This is a genomic window from Streptomyces sp. NPDC051452, from assembly GCF_044454765.1.
In the GTDB taxonomy this organism is placed as follows: domain Bacteria; phylum Actinomycetota; class Actinomycetes; order Streptomycetales; family Streptomycetaceae; genus Streptomyces.
The window spans coordinates 414818-427641 of the sequence record NZ_JBITEB010000002.1 but is presented as its reverse complement, the minus strand read 5'-3'; the positions used below and the strand labels follow the sequence as shown (position 1 = coordinate 427641).

The window sequence follows — 12824 nt, the reverse complement described above, 5'->3', positions numbered from 1 at the left end:
TTCCCCTGTCGGCGGTTCACACGGGACACGGCGGCTCGGCCGGTCTGCCCGGTGAGACGGTCGGGACGAACGGAAGGTTGTCCCGGTCGGCGTCCCGTCACCCGTTCAGCCGGATGACGGGACGCCGCTCCAGCCCCGGCCGTCCGCCGGGCAGGAGCTGCCGTTCGCCGGCAGGGAGCCGTAGAGCAGGAAGTCGTCGACCTTGCGGTGCACACACGTGGAGGAGGAGTAGCCGGTGTGACCGTCGCCCCTGTTGTCGAGGAGCACGGCCGACGGGCCGAGCCGCTCCGCCGTCTCCACGGCCCACCGGTACGGCGTCGCCGGATCGCCGCGCGTGCCCACGAGCAGCATCTTCGACGACGGGACGTCCTTGACCCGGTCGCGGATGAAGTCCGTGCCCCGGGGGCGGCCGTAGCACATCAGCAGCTGGGTGAGCCGGTAGCGGCCGAAGACGGGGGAGGCCTTCTCGTACGCGGGCCGCAGCTCCTTGAGGTCCTCGGTGATCCGGGCGGCGCCGGGCCGGTCCGGGTCGTCGGCGCAGTTGATCGCCATCAACGCGGCCGGCAGGTTGTCCGCCGGGACCTCGTCGGCGTCGACCAGGCCGCCGTTGCCCGGCTGCCGGTCGCGGGGCAGGACGGCGCCGCCGGCGGAGAAGTTGAGCACGCCCCGGACGTCGCCGTCCTCGATCAGGGAGGCCAGCGCGCGCTCCAGCGAGGGCCACATCTCCTTGCTGTACAGGGCCTGCCCGATGGCGCCCACCAGATCCTGGCCGGAGAACGAGCCGCCGAAGTCCGTCTGCAGCGCCTTCTCGTCCAGGGAACGCACGACCCGGACGACCTCGGCCCCGGCCGCGCGCCGGTCCTTGCCGAACGGACACGCCACGTCCGTCACGCACCAGTCCAGGAAGTCGTCCAGCGCGGTCTGCTGCCCCTCGGCGCCGGCGAGCCCCTGCTCGGACAGCGGCTCGGTCAGCGTGTCCACGCCGTCCAGCGCGATCCGGCCCACCTTGTCCGGGAACTGCGCCGCGTACACCGCCCCGAGCCGTGTGCCGTAGGAGAAACCGAGGTAGTTCAGCTTGTCGTCGCCGAGGGCCGCGCGGATCACGTCCAGGTCCCGTGAGGCGTTCACGGTGCCTATGTGGGGAAGTACGGGACCGGAGCGCCGGGCACACCGGTCGGCGGTCTGCCGCAACCGCTTCAGCAGCGGCTGCGGATGACTCAGATCGGCGTTCTCGTTCGTCACGGCCGAGGCGTCGTCGCCGGCGTCGGCACAGCTGACGGGGGAGGAGCGGCCGACCCCGCGCGGATCGAAGGTGACCACGTCGTAGCCATTGGTCAGCTCCATGAACTGGCGCCCGTCCGAGACCAGTTCATCCACCCCCGCGCCGCCCGGGCCACCGAAGTTCAGCAGCACCGAGCCACGCGACGGGCCGGTGGCGCGGTAGCGGGCCAGGGCCACGTCCAGCGTGCCCGCGCGCGGGCGGGCGTAGTCCAGCGGCACGGTGACCTTGGCGCACTGAAGGTCCTTCGGCATGTCCGGACCCTCGCAGGCGGCCCACGCCACCTTCTGCCGGTAGAAGCGCGACAGATCGGGCTGCGAGGTGTCGGCGGCGGCCGCGGGCAGCCCGGCGCCGAGCAGCGCCAGGGCGAGGGCTCCGGCACCCGTGCAACGCCGCACGGCGGGCCGCGGGGACAGCATGGCCAGCATCGTTAGCCTCCCGGGACGCCCGCCAAGGACCGGGGGGACGGCGCCCTCGGACCACCATAAGCGGGCCCCGCACAACCCGCCTCCGGGCGGAACGAGGGGCCCCGGCGCCGTACCTTCCGCATCCGTCCGGCACCCCCTTGACGATCATTGGCGGCTTTACATGAGGTTCGATAAACCTGCCACTCGATGGGGTGAAAGACCGATAAGCCATAACTCGGATGGTTCGCCCGCGTTTTAAGAGGCGCGGGCGAATGCCCGCCACGATGTCTGGAAGGCAGGAACCTATGAGACGGGCTACCCGAAACGGTGTGATCGCCGTCGCCGCCGCGTCCGGCGCGATGGCCGTGGCACTGCCGGTGTCCGCCGCCTTCGCGGCGGACGGTGCCACGACGGACGGCACGGCTGCCGGCTCGCCCGGACTGATCTCCGGCAACGGCATCCAGCTCCCGGTCCACGTGCCGGTGAACGTGTGCGGCAACACCGTGAACGTCGTGGGGCTGCTCAATCCGGCCGCGGGCAACACCTGCGCCAACACCGGCACGGCGCACGCCGGCGGCACCGGCGGGCACGGCTCCGACGCGTCCGGCGGGGCAGCGGCCCGGGGCGGAGCCACCGGCTCCCCTGGCGTGCTCTCCGGCAACGGCATCCAGTTGCCGGTCCACCTGCCGGTGAACATCAGCGGCAACAGCGTCAACGTGGTCGGCCTGGGCAACCCGGCCGAGGGCAACCACTCGGTCAACGGCCCCACCACGCCGCCCCGTACCCCGCGCACCCCGGCCGTCAAGCCCCCGGCCCCGGCCAAGTCCCGCCCGGCGCACCGCAGTCCGGCCGCGCGGCCGGCGGTGGCGTCACTGGCCCACACCGGTACGGACCTGACCACCCCCGCCGTCGCGGGCAGCGCCGCGCTGCTGCTCACCGGCACGGTCCTGTACCGCCGGTTCGCCCCGGGCCGCACCCGCTGAGCGGCCTCCTCGAGCCCCCACCGGTCGCCGGCCCGGTGGGGCCCGAGGCTGCCGTCCGCCGCCGCCCGGGGGCACCCCTCGCCACACCGGTCCCGCCGGACGACGCGTCCGCGCGAAACCACCGAGCCGCGTGACGCACGAGGGTCGCGGCATCGACAGTCGCCGGGAGACGCACGACGGCCGTCTGACGCACCACGGTCGTGGCATCCCGTCGGCCGAGTGATCCACAACGGCCGATCCCCCCATGGCGTGCGCCCCGTTGATCCGCGAGGATGCTGCGCGGCAGATCCGACCCCGACGCACAACGGAGCACACCGATGACCTCTGCGGCCCCCCAGGACCTCGTCGTCACGCAGGCCACCCTCGCCGACTGGCCGGTGATCAGCGGATGGGCGGCCGCGGAGGGCTGGAACCCCGGGTTGTCCGACGGGCCCGCGTTCTTCGCCCAGGACCCCGAGGGGTTCTTCCTCGGCCGGATCGACGGGGAGCCGGTGTCGGCCGTCTCCGTCGTCAACTACGGCTCCGACTACGCCTTCCTCGGCTGCTACCTCGTCCGCCCCGACCTGCGCGGTCACGGCCACGGCCTCACCACCTGGAAGACCGCCCTCGCCCACGCCGGCAACCGCACGGTCGGCCTCGACGGGGTCGTCGCCCAGCAGGACAACTACCGCCAGTCCGGCTTCGAACTCGCCTACCGCACGATCCGGTTCACCGGGACCGGCCCCGAGGGCGAGGTGGCGCCGGGCGTACGGCTCGCCCGCCCCGCCGACCTGGCCGCGATCGCCACCTACGACAATGCCTGCTGCCCCGCCGACCGGCCGCGCTTCCTCACCGCGTGGCTCGCGGGCCCCGGCCACCGCGTCTTCGTCCGCCACGACGGGGAGCGCCTCACCGGCTACGGCGTAATCCGCCCCGGCCTGGACCGCCCGCGCATCGGGCCCCTCTTCGCCGACACCGCCGAGGACGCCAGGGCACTGTTCACCGCCCTCGCCGCGGATGCCGCCGGCCGCGAGGTCGCCATCGACGTGCCCGAGCCGAACACGGCCGGCGTCGCGCTCGCCGAAGAGGCCGGATTCCGTCCCTCGTTCGAGACCGCCCGCATGTACACGGGTCCGGTGCGCGCGTACGCCCAAGAGCGGGTGTACGGGGTCACCACCCTCGAACTCGGCTGAATCGGGGGCGGGTTCGCCCCGCCCCGTCCGAACTGGTGGTGTACGGGCCCGACCGGCCGCGAGGTGGCGACGGCGCCGCGGACCACGGTGGGCGACGCGGGCATCGTCGCCGGTTCGCCCACCGGCGGTGTGACACCGGCCGCGCCGGGCGCCGGGGGCCGCCGAGGACCGGCCTGCCCGCGCTCTCGCGGCCGCTCGTGAGGGGGCCGCGGGGCACCGGTATCCCTTCCCGGCCACGCGGGCGCCGCCGCAGCCGGGGCGAACGGTCGCTCCGCGTCGTCATGATGCCCCGGCGAGCCCCGATCCGCCCCGGCCCCACCGGAGCGCCCACCCGTCCCGTCCCCGGCGGCACGCGCCGTGCCGGACCGGTAATCCTGTTGGTGCACGACAGGCGATCATGGTTCGGTGGTCGCATGGATCACACGGCGGTGCTCGCCCGCTACGACCGGGAGGTGCGCCGTGGCGCCCGCCCCGACGGCCCCGGCGCCCGGATCGAGCGGGCCGGCGCGGTGGTGCGCCAGGTGGCGGACGCGCAGGGCTGGAACGGGGTGCTCTGGTCGGGGCTGGACGCGGCCGACGCGGACCGGGTGATCGGCGAGCAGATCACCCGCTTCACCGGCCTCGGCCGCGACTTCGAGTGGAAGCTCTACGGCCATGACGGGCCGCCGGATCTGGGCGCCCGGCTCCTCGCTGCGGGGTTCCGGGCCGAGCCCGCGGAGACCCTGCTGATCGGCGAGGTGGACCGGCTCGCCCTCGACGCCGAACCACCGGCGGGCATCCGGCTGGTGACGGCCACCGATCCGGCCGGTGTCCACCTGGTCGTGGACGTGCACGAACGGGCCTTCGGCACCGACGGCACCCGGCTGCGGCACCGGCTGCTCGCGCGGCTGGCCGCCGACCCCGGCACGGTCGTCGCGGTGGTCGCGCTCGCCGGTGACGAACCCGTCACCGCGGCCCGGATGGAACTCCTACCCGGTACCGGGTTCGCCGGACTGTGGGGCGGCGGCACGGTCGAGGCCTGGCGGGGCCGGGGCGTCTACCGCGCCCTGGTCGCCCACCGTGCCCGGGTCGCCGCCGCCCACGGATACCGCTATCTCCAGGTCGACGCCTCGGCGATGAGCCGCCCGATCCTGGAGCGTCTCGGCTTCCACGCGCTGAGCACAACGACTCCGTACCTGTACGGGAGTTGACCGCCACCGGCCGAGGCGAAGGCCGAACGCCGCCCGACCGCGGGGGAGTCGCCCTCCTCGGGGCCCGGGCGGGGTCAGCGGCGGCTCCGGGACCGGTCGAGCGCCGCGATACCCACCGCGGCCAGCCCGATCTGGATGAACCACTCGATCCAGTCCGGCCCCTTGGTGTCGGCGACCCCGAGACCGGCGGCGATCGCCGAGCCCAGCAGCGCCGCCACGATGCCGACGACAATCGTCCACAGCACGCCGATGTGCTGGCGCCCCGGCACGACCAGTCGGCCCAGCACGCCGATGACGAGCCCGATCACGAGGGCGCTGATGACGCCGGAAACCTCCATGGCCCCTCCCCTTCCAGGCATTCGGTGTTCTTGGCGTGAACGCCGTCTGGGGGGATGTGCCCGCCGCGGGCGTGGGGCAAGCCGCTCCGCTTATTGCCGGGACTTTCTGTTCACCCACCCTTCACGCCATGTAGCTTTCAACCACTTGACGCGTGTAGAACCCTCAAGCCGGTTCTACGCGCGCAGACTTGGCGCCCGCACCACCCTCTCCCCACTCTCATGGAGGTTCGCCGGATGCCTGGATCCAGGAGATCCCCTCGCAGACTCACCACTGCCCTGGCCGGACTCGGGCTGTTCCTGACCGGAACCGTCCTGCAGGTCGGCGCCGGTACCCCCGCACACGCGGCGACCACGCATCGCGTCCTGTTCGACAACGCCCATGCCGAGACGGCCGGCAACGCCGACTGGATCATCTCCACCAGTCAGCCCGACCCGCTCGGCCAGAACCCCTCCCCGTCCGCCGAGACCGACTGGACCGGTGCCCTCTCCTCCTGGGGCGTCGCGCTGCAGAAGGCCGGCGGGTACAGCCTGAAGACGCTGCCCTCGGGCTCCTCCCTCGGCTACGGCGGCTCGTCCGCGACCGACCTGTCCCACTTCGACACGCTGGTGCTGCCGGAGCCGAACACGCTGTTCACGAGCGCCGAGAAGACGGCGATCATGAACTTCGTGAAGAACGGCGGCGGCCTGTTCATGATCTCCGACCACACCGGCGCCGACCGCAACAACGACGGCTACGACGCGGTCGAGATCTTCAACGACCTGATGACGAACAACAGCGTCGACTCCACCGACCCGTTCGGCTTCTCCATCGACGCGCTCGACATCGGCTCCGGCAACCCGGCCGCGATCAGCGACAGCGGCGACCCGGTGCTGCACGGCCCCTTCGGTACGGTCACCAAGAGCCTGATCGCCGACGGCACGACCGCCACCCTCAAGCCCGCCGACAACCCCGCCGTCAAGGGCCTGCTCTACCGCAGCGGTTACTCCGGCAACACCGGCGCCTTCTTCGCGACCAGCACCTTCGGCAGCGGCCGGGTCGCCTTCTGGGGTGACAGCTCGCCCATCGACGACGGCACCGGCCAGTCCGGCAACACCCTCTACGACGGCTGGCACGACTCCAGCGCCACCAACGCGCCCCTCGCCCTGAACGCCACCGCCTGGCTGGCCGGTTCGGGCAGCACCGGTGGCGGGGGAGGCGGCGGCACCGGCGGCTGCACCGCCGCCCAGCTCCTCGGCAACAACGGCTTCGAGTCCGGCGCCACCACCTGGACCGCCTCCAGCGGAGTCATCACCAGCGACAGCGGCGAAGCCGCCCGCACCGGCTCCTACAAGGCCTGGCTGGACGGCTACGGCTCGGCCCGCACCGACACCCTCGCGCAGCAGGTCACCATTCCCGCCGGCTGCACCAAGGCCACCCTGAGCTTCTACCTGCACGTCGACACCGCCGAGACGACCACCTCGACGGCCTACGACACCCTCAAGGCGCAGGTGGTGAACAGCGGTGGCACCGTGCTGTCGACGCTCGCCACCTACTCGAACCTGAACGCGGCGAGCGGATACACCCAGCGCAGCTTCGACCTCACGAGCTACGCGGGCCAGACGGTCACGGTCAAGTTCACCGGCACCGAGGGTTCCACCCTCCAGACCTCGTTCGTCATCGACGACACCTCGCTCGACGTCGGCTGAGGCCGAAGAGGGGCGGGCCCGCCGGCCCGCCCCGTCCGGTCACCCCGCCGGAACCGTCCGTTCCGGCGTGTTCCATCCGGAGACCCGCACGCCCGGTGCCGAGCCGTGCAGATCGGCCGTGCGGTAGGTGGCGGTGAGCGTCGCCGACTCGCCCGGCCACAGACTCACCTCGTTGTCCGACCAGCGCACCGGCAGCACCGGCCTGCCCTGCGCGTCCACCAGATGGACGTCCGTCAGCAGTGCGGGCGTGCTTCCGTCCGACGCGTGGCGCACGGTCACCGTCGTGGTCGACGTGTCACCGGACGACGTGGTCGTCGCCGTCGCCGACACCTGCACCCGAGCCATCGAGGCCAGCCCCGAGAGATCGGCGGAGTGTGTCGTCGGTGTGTAGTACCAGGTGGTGCCGTTCCAGTCGAGGGTGTCGGGCTCGGTGGACAGCCAGTACACGTTCCGGCTCACCTCCGTGCCGTCCGCGTCCGTCAGCACCAGGCGCAGCAGATGCGTCCGCGCGAGCCCGCTCACGGAGGACGGCAGGGTGAGCGGTGCCGTGTGCGCCCCGTCCCCGTTCACCGCCACGCCGTTCACGGTCCGGTCGTAGCGCGGCGTGCCGTCGGGGTCGAACAGCGTGGCCCGCACCGTGAGGTCCCTCTCCGGCGCGGTGCGGTTGTTCACCACCACGACGGAGCGGTTGTCGTAGGAGTACTGCACATGCAGCGGCTCGTTGGCCTTCTTCGCGCCGAAGTAGCTGCCGTTCTGGTCGAGATAGCGGTCCGTCAGCTGCCAGTGCAGGGAGGTCCAGCCGCTGTTGAACATCCAGTGGATCACACCGGTGGCCGGTCGGTCCGGATCCGTCGCGCCCCGCCCGTACGCCTCGAACTGGGCGCGGACGTTCTCGTACTGGGCCAGCTGGGCCTTGCGCACATAGTCGGCGAGGCCGGTGGGGCGGCCGTAGCGGGCGGCCAGGGCGTCGTCGTAGATCTTGAGGGTGCCGAAGACGGAGGACGGCGAGCGGTGGTACTGCCGGGCGCCGGGGTCCTTCCAGAGGGTGTCCAGTTCGGCGGGTGTCATCATCCGGCGCAGCGTGTCGAGGGTGGGGATGCTCGGCCCCGCGCTGGTCTCGGAGTTGAAGCCGGTCGCCCCGCCCTCGCGCTTGGCGTACCAGTAACCGGGCGGCACCCAGTCGTAGGGGCCGGTCATCTTCATGCCCGAACGGCCCAGCCGCGGTGAGGAGTTCTCGGAGGCCGCCGGCACGACGGGGGCGGTCCAGTCGGCGGCCCCCAGGGCGTCCAGATAGTCCTTCTCGATGGCCGCGTTCGGGGCGGCGTCGCTGCCGATCAGGAAGGAGAGCACACTCGGGTGGCCGCGCAGCCGGGCGGCCTCCGCGGCCATGGACGCCTTAGCGACGACATGGTCGGCCTCGGTCCACTTCTGTCCGGAGCCGCTGGGGTTGACCTCGCCCTCCCACTTGTCGCAGCACTCCCAGCCGGGCAGGGTGAGCACGCCGTAGCGGTCGGCCAGGTCGAAGAACTCGTCGGGTTCCAGGTGGCCTTCCAGACGGATGGTGTTCAGACCCAGGTCGACGGCGTATCTCAGGCGGTCCTCGGCGTAGCCGCGATCCCAGCGCAGGAACTCGTCCGGTGACCAGCCGCCGCCCTTGACCAGCAGCCTGCGGCCGTTGATCAGGTACTGGCGGGCGCCGTCGGAGTTCAGCGGTGCCTGGACGTCCCGGATGCCGAAGCGCTGGTGCGCGGTGTCCGAGGTGGCACCCGCGACGCCGGCGGTGAGGTCGAGGTCGTACAGCGGCTGGCCGCCCATGCCGGCGGGCCACCACACCTTCGGCGAGTCGAGGTGCAGTCCGGGCACGTCGGCGGGGGAGAAGGTGACGGTCTTCGTCTCGTGGGCGGCGAGCGGCACGGTCCTGGAGAAGGCCGTCCCGGCGACGCTGCCGGAGATCTCCGCCGTGACGGCCGCCCCGGAGTCGTTGCGGGCCCGCGCCTTCACCGTCAGGTCCGCGGTGGCGAGCGAGGGCACGGCGAGCCTGCCGGTCACGTGGGCGTCGCGCAGCGCCACCGGGCCGCTCCTGCGCACGAGGACGTCGCGGACGAGGCCCATGTTCCGGTCGGGCGGCGGCTGGAGCCAGTCCAGCCAGCCCATGGTGAGGTCCTTGTCCGGGTCGTTGGGCCGGACGCGGAAGGCGACCGTGTTCGTGCCGGACCGGACCAGCGAGGTGATGTCCAGTTCGTGGTGGGTGTAGGCACCGGTGACCTCCTGGGCCGAAGCGACCTGCCGGCCGTTGACGTAGACGTCGGCCGCCGAGACCACGCCGCTGAAGTCGAGGAAGGTGCGCCGCGCGGTGTCCTCGACGGTGAAGTCGGACCGGTACCACCAGGGAACCTGGAAGTCGGACCGCGCGATCTCCTTCAGGTTGGTGGAGTGGAACGGGTCGGCGTACACGCCGTCGTCGAGGAGGGCGCCGAGGACCGTGGAGTGCGGGCCCGCCGGATGCCAGCCGGCCATCGGATAGCCGGGGGAGGAGACCGCCGACGCCGGGTCGCCGACCTTCGCCGTGGACTGCACGCCGTAACCGGCCAGCGGGGTGCTCGATCCGGCGGTGGAGGGGACGCGCGTCACCGCGGGACGCCCGCGCGACGGGGCCGGGTGCCGGTCCCCGGCCCAGGCGGCGGAGGCCGGTGTGGAGAGCAGACCGAGGACGAGGGCGGTGGCGGTGTACCGGCGTGCGAGTGCGCGGCGAGGGAACACGGGGGTCTCCAGCCTCGTAAAGTTAGGAAACTTTACTAATCTGGCCCACGCTAGGACGCCGGCCGGACCGTGTCAACGAGCGTGGCCGTGGCGGGTGTCGGCCGCGTCAGGTTCCGGCCGTCCTGCGCTCGAACACCACGTCCCGCGCGGTGTCCAGCGCCGTCGCCACCGCCCCCAGCAGCACCGCGTCCTCGCCGAGCCGGCTCGGGGCGATTCGCGGGCGCAGCGGGGTGAGGTCACGCAGCCGCTCCCGGACCGGCTCCAGCAGCAGGTCCACGCTGTGGCCGACCCCGCCGCCGAGCACCACCAGATCCGGGTCGAGCACCGCGGTGGCCGCGGCGACGGTGTGCGCGATCCGCTCGCCCTCCAGTTCCACCGCGCGCAGGGCGGCCCGATCGCCCCGCCGGGCCGCGTCGAACACGGCCTTCGCCGACAACTGCCCGCTCATACCGAACCGCCGCGCGGCCTCGACCACCGCCACCCCGGACACCGCGTCCTCCAGCCGCTCCGGTTTGTGGCCGCCGGGCCAGGGCAGGAAGCCGATCTCCCCGGCCAGCCCGTGCGCGCCCGTGAACAGCCGCCCCTCGCTGACCACCCCCATGCCCAGGCCGGTACCTATGAGGAGGTACGCGAAGAGCCGGCTGCCCGCGCCGACGCCGTAGGTGTACTCGCCGAGCGCCGCGAGGTTGGCGTCGTTGTGCACCTCCAGCGGCACCCCCAGCTCATCGCCCAGCCGGTCGACGATCCCCGCACGCCCCCAGCCGGGCAGGTGCATCGCGTACCGCACCCGCCGCTGCCGCGCGTCGTACACGCCGGGCGTGCCCACCACCCCGTGCACCACGTCCGCCGGGTCCACCCCCGAGTGGGCGATCACCTGGCGGGCGGTGTCCACCACGAGGCCGGCCAGCGCGGCGGAGGCGCGGGCCCGATTGCGCACGTCGGTCCGGGCGACGACCGTGCCGTCCAGGTCGACCACCGCGACCCGCAGCCAGCCCCGGCCGATGTCCACCCCGAGCACGTGCCCGGCCGCCGGGTCGGGGGCGTAGAGCACGGCGGTGCGCCCGCGCTCGGGGGCGTGCGTGCCGACCTCGTGGACCAGTCCGGCCGCCGCCAGCGAGGCCAGTGCGCTGGACACCGTCGGTTTCGACAGGCCGGTCTCGCGGGCCAGTTGCGCGCGCGAGGCGGCACCGAGGCCGCGCAGCCGGTCCAGGAGCAGGCGCTCGTTGGTACTGCGCAGCCGTCGGCGGTTCCAGGGCTGTCCCTGCTGCTCGATGACGTCTCCGGCGGGCATCGCACCATTCTCGTGCATTCCTGACGCGTACTTGACGCCTCTAGTAAGGCTCTTTAACTTTATCCGCCAGTCGTCCCGCCGGGTGCCGTCCGGCGCCCGCCGCGTCAGGAGTGCGCATGTCCGGTAGCCCGCCGCCCCCGGGTGGCTTCGTCCGTCGCGTCGGCCTGTTCCAGGCGACGGCCATCAACATGAGCCAGATGTGCGGCATCGGCCCGTTCGTGACCATCCCGCTGATGGTCGCGGCGTTCGGTGGCCCGCAGGCGGTCGTCGGGTTCGTCGCGGGCGCGGTCCTGGCGCTCTGCGACGGGCTGGTCTGGGCCGAGCTCGGCGCCTCGATGCCCGGCAGCGGCGGCAGCTACGTCTATCTGCGCCAGGCCTTCCGCTATCGCACCGGCCGCCTCATGCCGTTCCTGTTCGTGTGGACGGCGATGCTGTTCATCCCCCTGATCATGTCCACGGGCGTGGTCGGATTCGTCCAGTACCTGGGCTATCTCGCCCCGGACCTGGGCCGCACCTCCGGTGACCTGATCGGGCTCGGCGTGATCGCCCTGGTGGTGCTCCTGCTCTGGCGCGGCATCGAGCACATCGCCCGGATCACCGCCGTGATGTGGGTCGTGATGATCGCCTCGGTGCTCCTGGTGATCGTGGCCGCCGCCACGCACTTCAGCCCGCACCTGGCCTTCACCTATCCGGCGCACGCCTTCGACCTCACGAGCGAGCACTTCTGGCCGGGCTTCGCGGCCGGCCTGACCATCGGCATCTACGACTACCTCGGCTACAACACCACCGCCTACATGGGCGCCGAGATCAAGGCCCCCGGCCGCGTACTGCCCCGCTCGATCGTCTACTCCATCCTCGGCATCATGGCCATCTACCTGCTGCTCCAGATCGGCACCCTCGGGGTCGTGGACTGGCACCGGATGACCGACCCGCACGACATCGCCTCCACCTCGGTGGCCTCGGCGGTGCTGGAGGAGACCTGGGGCGGCGGCGCGGCCGACACGGTGACCGTACTCATCCTGATCACCGCGTTCGCCTCCGTCTTCGCCGGACTGCTGGGCGGGTCCCGGGTGCCCTACGACGCCGCCCGCGACCGGGTCTTCTTCCGCCCGTACGAGCGGCTGCACCCCCGGCACCGCTTCCCCACGCTGGGCCTCGCGACCATGGGCGTGATCACCGCCGTCGGCTTCCTGATCGGCCGCCACACGGACCTGGCGACGCTGATCCAGTTGCTCACCACGGTGATGGTCCTCGTCCAGGCCCTCGCCCAGATCGTCGCGCTGACCGTGCTGCGCAGACGCCGGCCGGAGATGAACCGCCCGTACCGGATGTGGCTCTACCCCCTGCCGAGCATCGTCGCCTTCGCCGGCTGGTGCGTGATCTACGGGTACGCCGACAGGAACTCCCCGGGCCGCCATCCCATCGAGTGGTCCCTCGCCTGGCTCGCCCTCGGCTGTGTGGCCTTCGCGGTCTGGGCGCGACGGGAGAGGGTGTGGCCGTTCGGCGCGCGGGAGACCGGCGAGGAGAGCGAGGAGTACGAGGCGCTGGAACTGACCTGAACATCTGCTGCCCGCTCCCGGGCTCCGGCCCCACCTCACGGACGCGCCGGCGGACCGGGATCGGAGCAGTCCGTTCCCCACCTGCACTTCCACGTCGTTCCTCGGCGGGTGGACGACGGGCATGGCGACGCGCGCCTCCCCCCGCGCCCCTGAACCGGC

General features: G+C 72.5%; 9 protein-coding genes and 1 pseudogene. 6 read left to right on the top strand and 4 right to left on the bottom strand.

What is annotated here, in order from left to right; genetic code table 11:
- Positions 1-105 precede the first annotated feature (105 nt).
- Entirely contained in the window at positions 106-1707 is a 1602-nt protein-coding gene (locus ACIBA9_RS07165; protein ID WP_399360444.1) for an alpha/beta hydrolase, read from the bottom strand.
- Between the two features lie 308 nt (positions 1708-2015).
- On the opposite strand from ACIBA9_RS07165, the gene ACIBA9_RS07160 reads away from it, so the two are divergent.
- The 3 genes from ACIBA9_RS07160 (at position 2016) to ACIBA9_RS07150 (ending at position 5031) form a co-directional block, all read left to right on the top strand.
- The gene (locus ACIBA9_RS07160) at positions 2016-2669 is read left to right on the top strand and encodes a chaplin (RefSeq protein WP_399360442.1); all 654 of its coding nucleotides are present in this window, start codon (positions 2016-2018) and stop codon (positions 2667-2669) included.
- 317 nt (positions 2670-2986) lie between these two features.
- Complete coding sequence (locus tag ACIBA9_RS07155) at positions 2987-3841, top strand: GNAT family N-acetyltransferase (RefSeq protein ID WP_399360440.1); 855 nt, start codon at positions 2987-2989, stop codon at positions 3839-3841.
- 413 nt (positions 3842-4254) lie between these two features.
- Positions 4255-5031 carry a GNAT family N-acetyltransferase gene (locus ACIBA9_RS07150; protein WP_399360438.1) on the top strand — a complete coding sequence of 259 codons (777 nt, stop codon included), beginning with the start codon at positions 4255-4257 and terminating at the stop codon, positions 5029-5031.
- Between the two features lie 74 nt (positions 5032-5105).
- Here the strand turns inward: ACIBA9_RS07150 and ACIBA9_RS07145 are convergent, their stop codons facing one another.
- Positions 5106-5369: a GlsB/YeaQ/YmgE family stress response membrane protein gene (locus ACIBA9_RS07145; protein ID WP_399360436.1), complete on the bottom strand. Its 264-nt coding sequence runs from the start codon at positions 5367-5369 to the stop codon at positions 5106-5108.
- Between the two features lie 234 nt (positions 5370-5603).
- On the opposite strand from ACIBA9_RS07145, the gene ACIBA9_RS07140 reads away from it, so the two are divergent.
- Positions 5604-7055 (top strand): hydrolase, encoded by a 1452-nt coding sequence (locus tag ACIBA9_RS07140; RefSeq protein WP_399360434.1) that lies wholly within the window; start codon positions 5604-5606, stop codon positions 7053-7055.
- 39 nt (positions 7056-7094) lie between these two features.
- On the opposite strand, the gene ACIBA9_RS07135 is transcribed toward ACIBA9_RS07140, so the two are convergent.
- Both ACIBA9_RS07135 and ACIBA9_RS07130 read right to left on the bottom strand, forming a co-directional pair.
- Positions 7095-9815, bottom strand: a complete 2721-nt coding sequence (locus ACIBA9_RS07135) for a glycosyl hydrolase 2 galactose-binding domain-containing protein (protein WP_399360432.1) — start codon at positions 9813-9815, stop codon at positions 7095-7097.
- A gap of 106 nt (positions 9816-9921) precedes the next feature.
- A complete protein-coding gene (locus ACIBA9_RS07130; RefSeq protein WP_399360429.1) occupies positions 9922-11106 on the bottom strand; it encodes an ROK family protein in 1185 nt (394 codons plus the stop codon).
- 116 nt (positions 11107-11222) lie between these two features.
- On the opposite strand from ACIBA9_RS07130, the gene ACIBA9_RS07125 reads away from it, so the two are divergent.
- Both ACIBA9_RS07125 and ACIBA9_RS07120 read left to right on the top strand, forming a co-directional pair.
- Positions 11223-12665, top strand: a complete 1443-nt coding sequence (locus ACIBA9_RS07125; RefSeq protein ID WP_399360427.1) for an APC family permease — start codon at positions 11223-11225, stop codon at positions 12663-12665.
- A 57-nt stretch (positions 12666-12722) separates the two neighbouring features.
- Positions 12723-12818: pseudogene (locus tag ACIBA9_RS07120) on the top strand (HIT domain-containing protein); the annotation flags it as partial.
- Positions 12819-12824 lie beyond the last annotated feature (6 nt).